This is a genomic window from Mycolicibacterium austroafricanum (genome assembly GCF_902705885.1).
Taxonomy (GTDB): Bacteria; Actinomycetota; Actinomycetes; order Mycobacteriales; family Mycobacteriaceae; genus Mycobacterium; species Mycobacterium vanbaalenii_A.
Genome location: NZ_CACSIP010000042.1, coordinates 1 through 15,268, shown reverse-complemented (window position 1 = coordinate 15,268; position 15,268 = coordinate 1). Strand labels below are relative to the sequence as shown.

Genomic DNA, 15,268 nt, shown 5'->3' with positions numbered 1-15,268 from the left:
CCGTGAGCAACATCCTCACCCGGCTGCGTAACCGCCGCGCCAACCCCGCCGCCGACGACTCGGCGCAGCCCGCGGCCGCCGTCACCGCCCCGGTCCGGGGCCCGCGTACCCGGTTCGGGGCGTGGCTGGGCCGCCCCATGACGTCGTTTCACCTAATCATCGCCATCACTGCATTACTAACCACGATGGGCCTGACGATGGTGCTGTCGGCCTCCGGGGTGTACTCCTACGACACCGACGGTTCGCCGTGGGCGGTTTTCGGCCGGCAGGCGGCGTGGACGATCGTCGGATTGTTCGCCTTCTACGTCGCGCTGCGGATGCCGGTGCAGCTGATGCGCAAGCTCGCGTTCAGCGGGTTCGCCCTCTCGGTCATGCTGCTGATCCTGGTTCTGGTGCCCGGGATCGGCACCCTGTCGAACGGGTCCCGGAGCTGGTTCATCGTCGCCGGTTTCTCGATGCAGCCTTCCGAGTTGGCCAAGATCGCCCTGGCGGTCTGGGGTGCCCACCTGCTCGCCGCCCGACGCATGGAACAGGCGTCGTTGCGCGAGATGCTGATCCCGCTGGTGCCCGCCGCGGTCATTGCGCTGGCGCTCGTCGTCGCCCAACCCGACCTGGGGCAGACGATGTCGATGGGGGTGATCCTGCTCGGACTGCTCTGGTACGCGGGGCTCCCGCTGCGGGTCTTCCTGAGTTCGCTGGGTGCGGTGATCGCCTCGGGTGCGATCCTCGCGGTCGCCGAGGGCTACCGGTCAGCCCGCGTGCAGTCCTGGCTGAATCCGGCTGCCGATGCCCAGGGGTCGGGATACCAGGCGCGCCAGGCCAGGTTCGCGCTGGCCAACGGTGGCATCTTCGGCGACGGGCTTGGTCAGGGCTCGGCGAAGTGGAACTACCTGCCCAACGCCCACAACGACTTCATCTTCGCGATCGTCGGCGAGGAACTGGGTTTCGTCGGCGCCGCCGGGCTGCTGTGCCTGTTCGGGTTGTTCGCCTACACCGGGATGCGGATCGCGCGCCGATCGGCCGACCCGTTCCTGCGGTTGCTCACCGCCACCGCGACGCTGTGGATCCTGAGCCAGGTGTTCATCAACGTCGGCTACGTGGTCGGGTTGCTTCCGGTGACGGGGTTGCAGCTGCCGCTGATCTCGGCCGGTGGAACATCGACCGCCACGACGCTGCTGATGATCGGCATCATGGCCAACGCCGCGCGCCACGAACCGGAGGCGGTCGCGGCGCTGCGGGCCGGCCGTGATGACCGGGTCAACCGGGTGTTGCGGCTGCCGCTGCCCGCGCCGTATGTGCCGACCCGCACCGAGGCGCTGCGCGACCGGTTGCGGTCGCGTTCGGGCCGACCACCGGCCCGGGTCGAGCAGAAGCAGCCTCCGAAGCGAGCCCGCGCGCCGCGTGCGGCCGACCGTCCGGTGCGTCGTTCCGGGAGCGCCGGCGCCAAGCAGGCGGCCGCCGGTGGCAAGCAGGCGGCCGCCGGTGGCAGGTATGGTGCTGGCCAGCGCAAGCAGGGCCGACGGGCCCGCACACTGGAAGGTCAGCGTTACGGGTGACGGGAATCTCGGTGGTTCTCGCCGGCGGTGGCACCGCGGGCCACGTGGAACCGGCGATGGCGGTGGCCGACGCGTTGACCGCACTCGAACCGGGGGTGCGGATCACCGCGTTGGGCACCGAGCGTGGGCTGGAGACCCGGCTCGTCCCGGCCCGCGGATATCAGCTCGAGTTGATCACCCCGGCACCGCTGCCGCGTAAACCGTCGGCCGACCTGATCCGGCTGCCGGGGCGGGTGTGGCGTGCGGTCAGGCAGACCCGTGCCGTGCTCGATGCCGTCGACGCCGATGTGGTCATCGGGTTCGGCGGATACGTCGCGCTGCCGGCCTACCTGGCTGCGCGCAGCGTGCGACGCGGCAGGCGGATACCCGTGGTGATTCACGAGGCGAACGCGAGCGCCGGCTGGGCCAACAAGGTCGGCGCCAGGTCGGCGCAGCGAGTGCTCGCGGCGGTGCCCGATCCCGGTCTGCGCCACGTCGAGGTGGTGGGCGTGCCGGTGCGGGAGGCGATCACCTCGCTGGACCGGATGGCGTTGCGGGCCGAGGCCCGTGCCCATTTCGGATTCGCCGACGACGCCCGGGTGCTGTTGGTGTTCGGGGGCTCGCAGGGCGCCCAGTCGCTGAACAGGGCAGTGTCAGCAGCTGCGGAAGCCCTGGCCGGAAAAGGTATCTCGGTTCTGCACGCGCACGGCCCGAAGAACACCCTGCAGCTGCGGGACCGGCTCGCGGGAGATCCGCCCTACGTCGCCGTCCCGTACCTGGACCGAATGGATCTGGCGTATGCGGCCGCGGACCTGGCCATCTGCCGATCCGGGGCGATGACGGTGGCCGAGGTCACCGCCGTCGGGTTGCCCGCCGTCTACGTCCCACTGCCGATCGGCAACGGCGAGCAACGACTCAACGCCCTGCCGGTGGTCGAGGCCGGTGGCGGGTTGATCGTCGACGACCGGGCGCTCACCGCGGATTTTGTCGCCGATACCGTCACCTCGCTGCTCAATGACGAGGCCCGGCTGTCGGCGATGACGGCCGCCGCGGCGCTGGCGGGACATCCTGACGCCGCCCGGCGGGTGGCCGAGGTGGCGCTCGATGTCGCGCGGGCCGCGCGAGAACGGCGGACGGCGCGGTGACCTCCGGCGACCGCTCCGTGGCTCTGCCGGACGAGCTGCGCCGGGTGCACATGGTGGGCATCGGTGGCGCCGGGATGTCGGGCATCGCCCGCATCCTGCTGGACCGCGGGGGCATGGTGTCCGGTTCGGACGCCAAGGACTCGCGCGGACTCATCGCGCTGCGGGCCCGTGGTGCCGCGATCCGGATCGGCCACGACCCGTCCTCGCTGGACATGCTGCCGGGCGGCCCGACCGCCGTGGTGACCACGCACGCGGCGATCCCGAAGACGAACCCCGAGCTGGTGGAGGCCCGCAGACGCGGAATCCCGGTGATCCTGCGCCCAGCCGTGCTGGCGAAGCTGATGACGGGCCACACCACGCTGATGGTGACCGGCACGCACGGCAAGACCACCACCACGTCGATGTTGATCGTGGTGTTGCAGCACAGCGGGTTCGACCCGTCCTTCGCGGTCGGCGGCGACCTCGGAGAGGCCGGCACCAACGCCCATCACGGCAGCGGAACGTCGTTTGTCGCCGAGGCCGACGAGAGCGATGGTTCGCTGCTCGAATACCGGCCCGACGTCGTGGTCGTCACCAATGTCGAGGCCGATCACCTGGATTTCTTCGGCAGCGTCGAGGCCTATACGGCGGTGTTCGACCAATTCGTCGAGCGCATCAGACCCGGTGGCGCCCTGGTGATCTGCGCCGACGACCCAGGTGCCGCGGCGCTGGGGGACCGGACCGCAGAGCTGGGCATCCGGGTGTTGCGCTACGGCAGCGCCCGGCATCTGGACGCCACGCTGGTGGATTGGACCCAGCAGGGGACCGGCGCCGTCGCGCGCATGCTGCTGCGCGGCGAGAGCGAGCCGCGGACGATGCGGTTGTCGGTTCCGGGTCGGCATATGGCGCTCAACGCGCTCGGGGCGATGCTGGCGGCCACCCAGGCCGGCGCCCAGATCGAGGAAGTGCTCGACGGGCTGGCCGGATTCGAGGGGGTGCGTCGTCGCTTCGAGTTGGTCGGTGAAGCGAGCGGTGTCCGTGTCTTCGATGACTACGCGCACCATCCGACTGAGGTCGGTGTCACGCTCACGGCGTTGCGGGCGGTCGTCGAGCAGGCCGGTGCGGGTCGCGCTCTGGTGGTGTTCCAGCCCCATTTGTATTCCCGCACAGAGGCTTTCGCCGCGGAGTTCGGACGGGCCCTCGACATCGCCGACGAGGTGTTCGTGCTCGACGTGTACGCCGCGCGGGAGCAGCCCCTCGCCGGTGTCAGCGGCGCCACCATCGCGGACGCGGTCAGCGCCCCGGTGACCTACCTGCCGGATTTCTCGGCGGTGCCCGCGCGGGTCGCCGCCGCCGCCCAACCCGGCGACGTCCTCGTCACCATGGGTGCCGGCGACGTGACCATGCTGGGCCGGGAGATCCTGGCGGCACTGCAGGCCGAGGCTGATCGTGGCGATGCGGGCGGAGCGGGGACGGTCCTGCGATGACCGGGCCCCCACAGGACGGCGCCGAGCCCGAGCCCGACCTGGATGACACCGTCCTCGAGGGCGGCGATCCGGACCCGGCCGCCACCGACCAGCAGGCCGGCGGGGACGCGCCCGCCGAGGATCTCGAGGGCCCGCGCCGCCGGGCCCGTCGGGAGCGGGAGGAGCGGCGGGCGGCCCAGGCCAGGGCCACGGCCATCGAGGAGGCCCGGCGTGAGGCCAAGCGGCGCGCGCTGGGACGACCCGCCCAGGAGCCGAAGACGCTGGGCCGGGGTGCGGTGCGTGGGCTGAAGCTGATCATGTGGACCGCGGTGATCGCCGTCCTCGTGGTGGGGCTCGGGCTGGTGCTGTACTTCACGCCGGTGATGTCGACGCGCAGCATCGTGGTCACCGGTCTGGGCGCGGTCACCCAGGAAGAGGTGGTCGCCGCCACCGGGGTGGCGTCGGGAACCCCGCTGCTGCAGGTGAACACCGACGTGGTGGCCGAGCGGGTGGCCGAGATCCGCCGCGTCGCGTCGGTCCGGGTCCAGCGCCAGTACCCGTCGACGCTGCGGATCACGCTCGTCGAACGCATCCCGATCGTGGTCAAGGACTATCCGGACGGCGTGCACCTGTTCGACCGGGACGGCGTGGACTTCGCCACGGCGCCGCCGCCGCCGGGGGTGCCCTACCTGGACACCGACAACCCCGGGCCCGATGATCCGGCCACTCAGGCTGCGCTGCAGGTGATGACGTCGCTGCGACCGGACGTGGCAACTCAGGTGGGCAGGGTGTCGGCGCCGTCGGTCGCGTCGATCACGCTGACCTTGATCGACGGCCGCGTCGTGGTATGGGGGACCACCGACCGCACCGAGGAGAAAGCGCTCAAACTCGCTGCGCTGCTGACCCAGCCGGGCCAGACCTACGACGTCTCCAGCCCGGACCTGCCCACCGTCAGGTAGTGCGCGGCCGGGCCGGGACGGCCGGCGACACAGTCGCCTAAATTTGTTGGTGAATGTGTCGGCGCGCCTGCATGGATCCCGTGTGTGATCGCCCTACCGTTCTGTTTGCGCGGAACAACTTGACATAACTCTAAGCCTATGGTTGAGGTTGAGAGTTTGCTTGAGGGGTACCCGAGGATGACGGACAGGCAACCAGGCAGGAAAGGCGACCGCGATGAGCGCATGCGCGAAGAAGGTGTGGCGATGACCCCCCCGCACAACTACCTCGCCGTGATCAAGGTGGTCGGCATCGGCGGCGGCGGCGTCAACGCCGTCAACCGGATGATCGAACAGGGACTCAAGGGAGTTGAGTTCATCGCGATCAACACCGATGCGCAGGCGTTGTTGATGAGTGATGCCGACGTCAAGCTCGACGTCGGTCGGGACTCGACCCGCGGTCTCGGTGCCGGCGCGGATCCCGAGGTCGGCCGCAGGGCCGCCGAGGACGCCAAAGACGACATCGAGGAACTGCTGCGCGGCGCCGACATGGTGTTCGTCACCGCAGGCGAGGGCGGCGGCACCGGCACCGGCGGCGCACCCGTGGTGGCCACCATCGCCCGCAAGCTCGGTGCGCTGACCGTCGGCGTGGTGACGCGGCCGTTCTCGTTCGAGGGCAAGCGTCGCAGCAACCAGGCCGGGGAGGGCATCGCTGCCCTGCGGGAGAGCTGTGACACGTTGATCGTCATCCCCAACGACCGGCTGCTGCAGATGGGTGATGCCGCGGTGTCGCTGATGGACGCGTTCCGCAGTGCCGACGAGGTGCTGCTCAACGGCGTGCAGGGCATCACCGACCTGATCACCACGCCCGGCCTGATCAACGTCGACTTCGCCGACGTCAAGGGCGTGATGAGCGGCGCGGGCACGGCGCTGATGGGTATCGGCTCGGCGCGCGGCGACGGGCGGGCGCTCAAAGCGGCCGAGATCGCCATCAACTCGCCGCTGCTGGAAGCGTCGATGGAGGGTGCCCAGGGCGTGCTGTTGTCGGTGGCCGGTGGCAGCGATCTGGGGCTCTTCGAGATCAACGAGGCGGCGTCGCTGGTCCAAGAGGCCGCACATCCAGAGGCCAACATCATTTTCGGCACCGTCATCGACGACTCGCTCGGAGACGAGGTCCGGGTCACCGTGATCGCCGCGGGCTTCGATGCTGCCGGTCCCGGCCGCAAGCCGGTCACTGGTGCGGATGCGGCGCCTGCGGCGTCGGGCGGTCAGCCGATTGCGCCCGGCAAGGCGGGCCGGGTGACCTCGTCGCTATTCGAGCCGTCCGATCCCGCGAGCGTGCCCGTGCACACCAACGGCGCGACGGTGCGGATCGGCGGTGACGGCCGTGATGACGGTGGCATCTCCGACGATGACGTCGACGTGCCACCCTTCATGCGCCACTAGCGCATACAGTCGCACCGTGCCTGATCACGCGTCCGCCGGCGTGACCTTTCGGGTGCGTCGGGTGACCACCACGCGTGCCGGCGGTGTGTCCAAACCGCCGTTCGCAACGTTCAATCTCGGTGACCACGTGGGCGACGATCCGGCGGCTGTGGCGGCGAACCGACACCGGCTGGCCACCGCGATCGGGTTGCCCGACGGCATCGTGTGGATGAACCAGGTGCACAGCGCCGACGTCGCGGTCGTCGACGACGCCGGCGAAACCGTGGACAGCACAGACGGTTTGGTCACCACGACGCCGAGGCTGGCGCTGGCGGTGGTGACGGCCGACTGCGTACCGGTGCTGATGGCCGACGCGCGCGCCGGGGTGATCGCCGCTGTCCATGCCGGCCGCGTCGGTGCGCAGCGGGGCATCGTCGCGCGCGCCCTGGAGACGATGGCCGACCTCGGTGCCCGGGCGCGGGACATCTCGGTGCTTCTGGGACCCGCGATCAGTGGCCCCAATTACGAGGTGCCCGCGGAGATGGCCGCCGAGGTCGAAAGGTCGCTTCCGGGCAGCCGGACCACCACTTCTCGCGGCACGCCGGGCCTGGATCTTCGGGCCGGGATCGCTGCCCAGCTCCGCACGCTCGGGGTCACCGCGATCGACGTCGATCCGCGCTGCACGTTCGAGGACCCGAATCTGTTCAGTCATCGGCGGGATGCCCCGACCGGCCGGTTGGCGTCGCTGCTGTGGCTGGAACCCGGCCGATGAGTACGGCGCGGGAACAGGAGTTGCGACAGTCGCTGGCCGCAGTGCGCCGGCGACTCGCCAATGCCGCCGAAGCCGCCGGGCGGGACGTCGGCGACATCGAACTGCTGCCGATCACCAAGTTCTTCCCGGCCGGCGACGTAGTGCTGCTGCACCGACTCGGCTGCGAGGCGGTCGGCGAGTCCCGGGACCAGGAAGCCACCCAGAAGATCGAGGAGGTCCGCGGCATCGACGGTGGTGACGCCCTCCGTTGGCACATGGTGGGCCGGATCCAGCGCAACAAGGCGCGCTCGGTGGCGCAGTGGGCCTACGCGGCGCACTCCGTCGACAGCCCCAAGGTCATCGCGGCTCTCGACCGCGCCGCGGTCGAGGCGCTCGAGGGCGGCCGCCGGAACGAGGCATTGCGGGTCTATCTGCAGGTCAGCCTCGATGGGGACGAGACCAGGGGCGGGGTGGACGTCGCGGCGACCGGCCGCATCGACGAGTTGTGCGGCGCCATGCACGAGGCGCCCGGGCTGCGCTTCGTCGGGCTGATGGCGATTCCGCCGCGGGACGCGGATCCGGCAACCGCATTCGCGCGTTTGCGACAGGAACGCGAACGGGTACAAACCGCATATCAGCAGCGCCTCGAGCTGTCGGCCGGGATGTCCGGCGACCTCGAGGCGGCGGTCGAACATGGTTCGACTTGTGTGCGTGTCGGTACCGCGCTTCTGGGATCGCGACCGCTAACGTCACCCGAAGTAGTCACTCCAGTCACACCTTCATCACAGACAACAGATTCTGCAGATTCTTCGAATACTCCAGACTCCTCAGACACCTCAGCACCGCGAGAAGGGTCCTCACGATGAGCACACTGCACAAGGTCAAGGCCTACTTCGGTATGGCGCCTATGGATGACTACGAGGACGACTACTACGAGGACGACGACCGCGGCCCCGTCCGCGGCTACCGCCGTCCCCGTGAGGACCGCTTCGAGGACGAGGGTTACCCGCGCGGCTACGACGACCGGCGCGACTATGACGAGCCCTCCTACCGGGGCGGTCTGCCCGGCGGTTTCGAGGACGCCCGGTTCGAGCCCCGGCTGCGTGCCCCGCGCGAATTCGACCGCACCCCACCACGATTCGGTTCCATGCGCGGCTCCACCCGAGGTGCGCTGGCGATGGACCCGCGGGGGATGGCCGAGCTGTTCGAGGCGGGCAGCCCGCTGGCCAAGATCACCACCCTGCGCCCGAAGGACTACAGCGAGGCCCGCACCATCGGCGAGCGGTTCCGCGACGGTACGCCGGTGATCATGGACCTGGTCTCGATGGACAATGCCGATGCCAAGCGGCTGGTCGATTTCGCGGCCGGACTGGCATTCGCGCTGCGCGGCTCCTTCGACAAGGTCGCCACCAAGGTGTTCCTGCTGTCGCCGGCGGACGTCGACGTCACTGCCGAGCAGCGCCGTCGGATCGCGGAGGCCGGCTTCTACGCGTATCAGTAGGCCGTGCGCCGGTCACTCGGGATCTGCACCCCCGGGTCCGGCGGGTAGGCTGGCGACGTCGCGCCGGCGCCCTCGGCTCTGAGCGGCAATGACCTGTATCAAAATGTCACAAATCCGCCAGTAGTGAGGTCGGCCCAGTTGGCGCTCTTCTTCGAGATCCTTGGTTTTGCGCTGTTCGTGTTCTGGCTGTTGCTGATCGCCCGGGTGGTGGTCGAGTTCATCCGCTCGTTCAGCCGTGACTGGCAACCGCGAGGTGCCACGGTGGTGATCCTGGAGATCATCATGTCGCTCACCGACCCGCCGGTGAAGCTGTTGCGCCGCATCATTCCGCAGCTCACGATAGGTGCCATCCGATTCGATCTGTCGATCATGGTGCTGCTCCTGGTGGCGTTCATCGGCATGCAGCTGGCCTTCGGGGCAGCTGCCTGAGCCCGACTCCGAGGGGTCGGGCGCGTATCGATGCCGGTCGAGAACATCTCGGTATTGTTGAAATTCGCCCCTAATTGCGGCCTCGCCTGCAACCGCCGGGTCTGGTGTGACAGGATGGACGCCAGTTACTCTCCAGCAAGGCTCTACACTTTGAGATCGTTTGACGATCCAGACTTCAAGGGGGCAGACGATGCCGCTCACACCTGCCGACGTGCATAACGTCGCGTTCAGTAAGCCACCCATCGGCAAGCGCGGCTACAACGAGGACGAGGTCGACGCGTTCCTCGATCTCGTCGAGAACGAGCTGTCCCGCCTCATCGAGGAGAACAGCGACCTCCGACAGCGCGTCGCCGAACTGGACCAGGAACTCGCCTCGGCGCGTTCCGGGAGCGGCGGTGCGCAACCGACGCAGGCGATCCCAGTCTACGAGCCGGAGCCCGAGCCCGCACCGCCACCGCCGCAGCCGGTGTACGAGGCGCCGGCCGCGCAGCCCGCAGCCGCCACCGAGGATCAGCACCTGCGTGCGGCCAAGGTGCTCAGCCTTGCCCAGGACACCGCCGACCGGCTCACCGGAACCGCGAAGGCGGAGTCCGACAAGATGCTCTCGGATGCCCGCGCCCAGGCCGACTCGATGGTCGCCGAGGCACGCCAGACCGCCGAGACCACCGTGGCGGAAGCCCGTCAGCGCGCCGACGCCATGCTGGCCGACGCGCAGACCCGCTCCGAAACCCAGCTGCGGCAGGCGCAGGAGAAGGCGGACGCGCTGCAGGCCGACGCCGAGCGCAAGCACTCCGAGATCATGGGCACCATCAACCAGCAGCGCACCGTGCTCGAGGGTCGTCTGGAGCAGCTCCGTACGTTCGAACGCGAATACCGGACCCGGTTGAAGACCTACCTGGAGTCGCAGCTCGAGGAACTCGGGCAGCGTGGCTCGGCCGCACCGGTGGATTCCGGTGCCAACAACGAGGGCGGATTCAACCAGTTCAACCGGGGCAACAACTAGTCACGTGCACCTCCAACTCACACCTTTCGGGGCAGGCCCATGCTGATCGTCGCGCTCGTGCTCGCAGTCGTCGGCCTCGCAGCCCTGGTGACCGCCGTGGTCACCAGCAACGAGTTGATCGCCTGGGTGTGCATCGCCGCGAGTGTGATCGGTGTGCTGCTGTTGATCGTCGATGCGCTGCGAGACCGCAAGCGCGACGGGGATGAGGAGTCCGCAGACGAGGCCGCCGAGATCTCGGAGGCCGACGCCGTCGTCTACGACGAGGACTATCCCGAAGAGGCTCCGGTGGCGTCGGACTATCAGGACGGGCCTGCCGACGACGTCTCCGCCGACGTCGAACCGGTGCCCCGCGATCGCGAAGAAGACGCCCCGTTGGTTTCCCCGGAACACGAGCCGGTGGCCGGTGACGACAACCCCAAGGCTTGAGCCCCGGCGGTCAACGATTGTTGATGACCGGTCCACGTCCGTCGGTGGGCGTGGCCAGCAGGTCGCGCACCTCGTCGTCGCTGACCTGATGGAAGTCCTCGAAAACCTGCCCCACCGCCCGGAAGTCGCTGGGCATCGTCGAACACACCACGTCGTCGGCCTCGCGGCGGAGTTGCCGGCAGGCCGACGCCGGCCCGACGGGGACGCCGACGACGATCCGTTCCGCGCCCGCCTGCCGCACCGAGCGCACTGCGGCGATCATGCTGGAGCCGGTCGCGATCCCGTCGTCGACGAGGATCACGGTCAGCCCTGTCAGCTTCAGTGCGTCGCGACCACCGCGGTAGGCCTGCTCGCGACGGTGTAGTTCTGCGGTCTCACGGGTGACGGCGTCACGGATCTGCTCCTCGCCGATGTCCAGACTCGCCAGCAGGTCGTCGTTGAGCACCACGCCGCCCCCGGTGGCCACCGCGCCCATCGCTAGCTCAGGCCATTGCGGCACACCGAGCTTGCGCACCAGGCACACATCCAGCGGGGCCTGAAGTAGGGACGCGACCTCCCAGCCGATCGGCACCCCGCCGCGGGCCAGCCCGAGCACCAGCAGGTGTGCTCGGCCGCGATAGTGGGCCAGATCCTGGGCCAGGACCCTGCCGGCTTCGTGGCGGTCTCGAAACGTTCGTCGGGTGTCGGTCATTTCTCGGTCGCTGCTCGGTGATCATGGTGGTACCCGCAGAGGTGATACCCGAAGCCCATCCGGGGCAATCCCTGACCTGACCGGTGACGAATGGTTGACAACTGCTGAGGACGGGATCTGCATGGGCATCGAATACGACAGCGTCATCGACCACCCACGAGACGAGGTGTGGCAGTGGCACGCGCGGCCCGGGGCGATGCGGCGGCTGGTGCCGCCCTGGCAGCCGATGACCGTGGTGGAGGAGGCGACGTCACTCGCCGACGGGGTGGCCGTGCTGGGGCTGCCGGGCGGATTGCGGTGGGTCGCCCGCCACGATCCGTCGGCGTACGTCCCGGGTAGCCGATTCGCCGACGAGCTCGCGTCTCGCGGTCCGGCGTCCTGGCCCGCCCGGATCATCGGCGGGTGGCGGCACACCCACGACTTCAGCGGCACCGGCCCGCAGACCCAGATCCACGACCAGGTGGAGACCGCGGTGCCGGCGGCGGCGCTGCGGTCGACATTCGTCTACCGGCACCGACAGCTCGTCGACGACCTCGCGGCCCACCGACGGGCCGCAGAGGCGGGCGCCGAACCGTTGGTCATCGCGCTCACCGGAGCCTCTGGGCTGGTGGGGTCGGCGCTGAGCGCCTTCCTGACCACGGGTGGTCACCGGGTGATCCGGTTGGTGCGCTCGACCGCACACGGCGACGACGAGCGGCTGTGGAACCCGTACGCTCCCGCTCCGGGTCTGCTCGACGGCGTCGACGCGGTCGTGCACCTCGCCGGCGCGTCCATCGCGGGGCGTTTCACCGACGGGCACCGGGCCGCGATCCGGGACAGCCGGATCGAACCCACCCGACTCCTGGCGACCGCGGCAGCCTCCGCAGCCGACGGGCCACGCGCCTTCGTCAGCGCTTCGGCGATCGGCTTCTACGGGTTTGACCGCGGTGACACCCAACTGACCGAGGACAGCACCCGCGGCGACGGGTTCCTCGCCGACGTGGCCGCCGACTGGGAGGCGGCGACCGCCCCTGCTGCCGATGCCGGGCTGCGGGTGGTCAGAGTGCGCACCGGGATCGTGCAGGCGGCCGCCGGCGGGACGTTGCGTCTGTTGCGTCCGCTGTTCGCGGCGGGCCTCGGCGGTCCGGTCGCGGGCGGCAGGCAGTGGCTGTCCTGGATCGGTCTGGACGACCTGCTGGACGTCTACCATCGGGCGCTCTACGACGATCGGCTGGACGGTCCGGTCAATGCCGTCGGCGCTGACCCCGTGCGCAACTCCGAATACACCCGTGTGCTGGCCCGGGTGTTGCACCGGCCGGCGGTGCTTCCGGTCCCGTCGCTGGGGCCGCGGGTGTTGTTGGGTGCGCAGGGCGCCCGTGAGCTCGCCGAGGCAAGCCAACGGGCGGTGCCCTCGAAGCTGCTGGCAGTCGGTCACCCATTCCGGCATCCGGACCTCGGCGACGCGCTCGCCCATCAACTGGGGCGTGGCTGAGCCGCCGTGTAGGTCAGGAAGCCCTGCACCAGAAGACGGATTCTCGCTGCGACATCGTCGGCGAGTTCAGCTGTCCGGCTGAGTAATTCGTCATGAGTCGAGCCGAGGGCGACGACATCGCCGTCGCGGTCTTCGGCGAGCCAGACCTCGAGTAGGTCGGCGTCGACCTCGGGGTGGAACTGCAGCGCCATTGTCCGGCCGAGCACAAACGCCTGGGAGGAGTTCGCGGTCCTGGCGAGTTCGGTGGCACCGGGCGGCAGGCTCCAGCGGTCGAAGTGCCACTGGAACCATGGCCCTTCCGGAACGAGATCGGGTCGGTCGCTGACGACGTCGTACCAACCGATTTCCGGGTGCGGTGATCGGGCCACGGTGCCGCCGAACGTCTGTGCGAGCAGTTGGCCCCCGAAGCAGACGCCCAGCAGCGCTGTGCCCGCTTCGGCCGCGTCGCGCATCAGCGCCATCTCGGCGCCGACCCAGGAATCGCGGAGCGCCTCGTCATACACCGCCCACGTCGCACCCAGCGGAACGATGACGTCGTATCCGGTCGGGTCGGGGAATGCCACGTCGCCCACCGGGTCGTGGACTCGCTCGGCGGGGACGACCTCGAACGCCTCGACGTCAAAACCGTGGTCGCTGAACGCCTCTCCGAGCAGGGCTTCGGTTGCCATGTGCTCGTTTCGCAGAAAAAGAACCTTGGGTGTCACGACACCATTATTTCGATGGCGGCATCGGCGGTGCATCCCCGGGGGCCAGTTCGGCGCCGATCGCCCGGAACAACGCTTCAGCCTCGTTGGCGTAGTCGCCCTGCTCGTCGAACGCCCCGGGGGCGAACGTCGTCGCGACGGCGACGGCGATCCTCTGGCTGGGCAGGTAGGCCGCGACGGCGGCGTAACCGGCGAACATCGGGTTCTGCAACAGCCAGTTGCCCGAGATCACCAGCCCGAGCCCGTAGGTGTAGCCCTCGGTCATCTCCATGCACGTGGCGCAGCCGGGCTGGGCGCGTGTCTTGCCGCGCAGCCCGGTCGAGACCATCTGTTCGTAGGACTCAGGGCTCAGCAGCTCGCCGGAACCGATGCCCGCCGCGGTGGCCTCGAGATCGTGGATATTGGTGGTCTGAACGGCCCCGTGGGTGATCGTCCACGACGGGTTCCAGAACGTCGACTCCTCGTAGAACGCTGTGCCGGCAGGGATTCCGAGAGCCTGGCGACGTTCCGAGGTGAACGCGTGCAGCACCGGGGACGGAATCTGCGCGGTCAGCGACGCGACGGTGTTGGTCAGGCCCAATGGTCGAAGCACGTTTTCGGCCAGCAGGTCCGAGATCTGTTGCCCGGTGGCCTTTTCGATCGCCATCCCCAGGAGCAGGTAGTTGGTGTGTGAGTAGTTCCAGTTCGTGCCCGGTTCGTACAGCAGCGGCTCGGCGATCGCGAAGTCGAGCAGATCGCCGGTGCTCCACGCGCGGAACGGATCGGCGAACAGCGCGTCGTTCATCGCGGTGTTGCCGATCACGTAATCGACGTAACCGGACGTCATCTGGGCGAGTTGGCGCAGCGACACCCGCTCGGCGTTCGGCACGTCTGGCAGGTACGCTGAGAGCTTGTCGTCCAAGCCGACGGCGCCTTCCTCTGCAAGCCTGAGCAGCAGCGTGGACATGTAGGAGATGGCGACCGCGCCGTTTCGGAAATGCATCGCCGGGGTGGCGGGGACGCCCGTCATCGATTCGCCGACCGCGGCGGTGACCACCTCGTTTCCGTCCACCGTCACCCGGACGATCGCCGCCCTGAGGTGGGACTGCGTCAGGGCTTCGCTCACGATGCGCATCACTGCGTCCGCTTCCGCCGACGCCGGGCGGTCGGTGCTGACGGAGGAGGCGCCGCAACCGGTCAGCAGCAGCAGAGCGCAGGACGCAGTGGCCAGGCGACGCAGGGGTGGCATCTCCGGATCCTGACAGACTGTGCCTGCTGGGGCAGCCGTTTGTCGTTACCATGACAGCAGGCATGAATCTGATTGGGGCAGTTCCGTACACGTTTGTCGTGGCCGTCGCGGTCACGCTTCATCTTGTGTTTCTCGGTTACCTCGTCGTCGGGGGCTTTCTGGCGTGGCGGTGGCCCGCCACCATCGGCCTGCACATCGCCGTGGTGGCGTGGGGTGCGGCGAGCCTTTTGTTCGGGCTGCCGTGCCCGTTGACGGATGTCGAGCGCTTCGGCCGTGCGGGCGCCGGGATGGGGGAGTTGCCCCCGGAAGGCTTCATCGAGCACTACCTCACCGGGGTCTGGTACCCGGCTGACTACGCCGTCGGGGTGCAGGTGCTGGTGTTCGCCGCGGTGGCGGTGTCTTGGACGGGTCTCATTCTTCGGAGCCGAGATCGGCGGGTGGGCTCGCCGGCGCAGTGATGTCGGTGGGGTGGTTTAGCGTGGGTTTCATGTTCGAACGTGTGTTCGATGTGGATGTGGCCGCTGGTGAGGCTGAGCTGCGCGCGCAGGTCGAGCAGCTCGAGACGCTGAAAAGCGTGGC

Annotated in this window: 16 protein-coding genes; 13 read left to right on the top strand and 3 right to left on the bottom strand. The window is 69.1% G+C overall.

Annotated elements, in window-relative coordinates:
• Positions 1-2: 2 nt before the first annotated feature.
• From ftsW to BEMPMBAN_RS24270, 11 genes are all read left to right on the top strand, one after another.
• Positions 3-1,556: a putative lipid II flippase FtsW gene (gene ftsW / locus BEMPMBAN_RS24320; RefSeq protein WP_159233829.1), complete on the top strand. Its 1,554-nt coding sequence runs from the start codon at positions 3-5 to the stop codon at positions 1,554-1,556.
• Positions 1,553-2,680 (top strand): undecaprenyldiphospho-muramoylpentapeptide beta-N-acetylglucosaminyltransferase, encoded by a 1,128-nt coding sequence (gene murG / locus BEMPMBAN_RS24315; protein ID WP_159233828.1) that lies wholly within the window; start codon positions 1,553-1,555, stop codon positions 2,678-2,680. The genes ftsW and murG overlap by 4 nt, the downstream gene beginning before the upstream one ends.
• Positions 2,681-2,730: 50 nt before the next feature.
• Entirely contained in the window at positions 2,731-4,146 is a 1,416-nt protein-coding gene (gene murC, locus BEMPMBAN_RS24310) for a UDP-N-acetylmuramate--L-alanine ligase (protein ID WP_159233865.1), read from the top strand.
• Positions 4,143-5,084: a cell division protein FtsQ/DivIB gene (locus BEMPMBAN_RS24305; protein ID WP_159233827.1), complete on the top strand. Its 942-nt coding sequence runs from the start codon at positions 4,143-4,145 to the stop codon at positions 5,082-5,084. The genes murC and BEMPMBAN_RS24305 overlap by 4 nt, the downstream gene beginning before the upstream one ends.
• Positions 5,085-5,327: 243 nt before the next feature.
• Complete coding sequence (gene ftsZ / locus BEMPMBAN_RS24300) at positions 5,328-6,506, top strand: cell division protein FtsZ (RefSeq protein WP_159233825.1); 1,179 nt, start codon at positions 5,328-5,330, stop codon at positions 6,504-6,506.
• A 40-nt stretch (positions 6,507-6,546) separates the two neighbouring features.
• The gene (gene pgeF, locus BEMPMBAN_RS24295; RefSeq protein WP_200846107.1) at positions 6,547-7,257 is read left to right on the top strand and encodes a peptidoglycan editing factor PgeF; all 711 of its coding nucleotides are present in this window, start codon (positions 6,547-6,549) and stop codon (positions 7,255-7,257) included.
• Positions 7,254-8,102, top strand: a complete 849-nt coding sequence (locus tag BEMPMBAN_RS24290; RefSeq protein ID WP_159233824.1) for a YggS family pyridoxal phosphate-dependent enzyme — start codon at positions 7,254-7,256, stop codon at positions 8,100-8,102. The genes pgeF and BEMPMBAN_RS24290 overlap by 4 nt, the downstream gene beginning before the upstream one ends.
• Complete coding sequence (locus BEMPMBAN_RS24285) at positions 8,099-8,737, top strand: cell division protein SepF (RefSeq protein ID WP_159233823.1); 639 nt, start codon at positions 8,099-8,101, stop codon at positions 8,735-8,737. The genes BEMPMBAN_RS24290 and BEMPMBAN_RS24285 overlap by 4 nt, the downstream gene beginning before the upstream one ends.
• 138 nt (positions 8,738-8,875) lie before the next feature.
• A complete protein-coding gene (locus BEMPMBAN_RS24280; protein WP_159233863.1) occupies positions 8,876-9,166 on the top strand; it encodes a YggT family protein in 291 nt (96 codons plus the stop codon).
• Positions 9,167-9,356: 190 nt separating this feature from the next.
• Positions 9,357-10,169 (top strand): DivIVA-like cell division protein Wag31, encoded by an 813-nt coding sequence (gene wag31 / locus BEMPMBAN_RS24275; RefSeq protein WP_159233822.1) that lies wholly within the window; start codon positions 9,357-9,359, stop codon positions 10,167-10,169.
• Between the two features lie 39 nt (positions 10,170-10,208).
• Positions 10,209-10,595, top strand: a complete 387-nt coding sequence (locus tag BEMPMBAN_RS24270) for a DUF308 domain-containing protein (protein WP_234897677.1) — start codon at positions 10,209-10,211, stop codon at positions 10,593-10,595.
• 10 nt (positions 10,596-10,605) lie between these two features.
• Here BEMPMBAN_RS24270 and BEMPMBAN_RS24265 read toward each other — a convergent pair whose 3' ends face one another.
• Complete coding sequence (locus tag BEMPMBAN_RS24265; protein ID WP_159233821.1) at positions 10,606-11,286, bottom strand: phosphoribosyltransferase; 681 nt, start codon at positions 11,284-11,286, stop codon at positions 10,606-10,608.
• A gap of 121 nt (positions 11,287-11,407) precedes the next feature.
• Here BEMPMBAN_RS24265 and BEMPMBAN_RS24260 point away from each other — a divergent pair, with 121 nt between their 5' ends.
• Positions 11,408-12,757, top strand: a complete 1,350-nt coding sequence (locus tag BEMPMBAN_RS24260) for a TIGR01777 family oxidoreductase (protein WP_159233862.1) — start codon at positions 11,408-11,410, stop codon at positions 12,755-12,757.
• On the opposite strand, the gene BEMPMBAN_RS24255 is transcribed toward BEMPMBAN_RS24260, so the two are convergent.
• The gene (locus tag BEMPMBAN_RS24255) at positions 12,739-13,461 is read right to left on the bottom strand and encodes a type 1 glutamine amidotransferase (protein WP_234897676.1); all 723 of its coding nucleotides are present in this window, start codon (positions 13,459-13,461) and stop codon (positions 12,739-12,741) included. The genes BEMPMBAN_RS24260 and BEMPMBAN_RS24255 overlap by 19 nt on opposite strands.
• Positions 13,462-13,468: 7 nt before the next feature.
• Positions 13,469-14,689, bottom strand: coding sequence for a serine hydrolase domain-containing protein (locus BEMPMBAN_RS24250; RefSeq protein ID WP_159233819.1), 1,221 nt, complete (start codon positions 14,687-14,689; stop codon positions 13,469-13,471).
• 62 nt (positions 14,690-14,751) lie between these two features.
• Between BEMPMBAN_RS24250 and BEMPMBAN_RS24245 the strand changes: the two genes are divergently transcribed.
• On the top strand, positions 14,752-15,147 hold the full coding sequence (locus tag BEMPMBAN_RS24245; RefSeq protein WP_159233818.1) for a DUF2784 domain-containing protein: 396 nt from the start codon (positions 14,752-14,754) through the stop codon (positions 15,145-15,147).
• Positions 15,148-15,268 lie beyond the last annotated feature (121 nt).

Coding starts and splice junctions, on each gene's coding strand:
- wag31 (WP_159233822.1), top strand. CDS start 9,357: ATGCCGCTCACACCTGCCGACGTGCATAACGTCGCGTTCAGTAAGCCA.
- BEMPMBAN_RS24290 (WP_159233824.1), top strand. CDS start 7,254: ATGAGTACGGCGCGGGAACAGGAGTTGCGACAGTCGCTGGCCGCAGTG.
- BEMPMBAN_RS24245 (WP_159233818.1), top strand. CDS start 14,752: ATGAATCTGATTGGGGCAGTTCCGTACACGTTTGTCGTGGCCGTCGCG.
- murC (WP_159233865.1), top strand. CDS start 2,731: ATGGTGGGCATCGGTGGCGCCGGGATGTCGGGCATCGCCCGCATCCTG.
- ftsZ (WP_159233825.1), top strand. CDS start 5,328: ATGACCCCCCCGCACAACTACCTCGCCGTGATCAAGGTGGTCGGCATC.
- BEMPMBAN_RS24250 (WP_159233819.1), bottom strand. CDS start 14,689: ATGCCACCCCTGCGTCGCCTGGCCACTGCGTCCTGCGCTCTGCTGCTG.
- BEMPMBAN_RS24305 (WP_159233827.1), top strand. CDS start 4,143: ATGACCGGGCCCCCACAGGACGGCGCCGAGCCCGAGCCCGACCTGGAT.
- BEMPMBAN_RS24265 (WP_159233821.1), bottom strand. CDS start 11,286: ATGACCGACACCCGACGAACGTTTCGAGACCGCCACGAAGCCGGCAGG.
- BEMPMBAN_RS24285 (WP_159233823.1), top strand. CDS start 8,099: ATGAGCACACTGCACAAGGTCAAGGCCTACTTCGGTATGGCGCCTATG.
- BEMPMBAN_RS24260 (WP_159233862.1), top strand. CDS start 11,408: ATGGGCATCGAATACGACAGCGTCATCGACCACCCACGAGACGAGGTG.
- BEMPMBAN_RS24270 (WP_234897677.1), top strand. CDS start 10,209: ATGCTGATCGTCGCGCTCGTGCTCGCAGTCGTCGGCCTCGCAGCCCTG.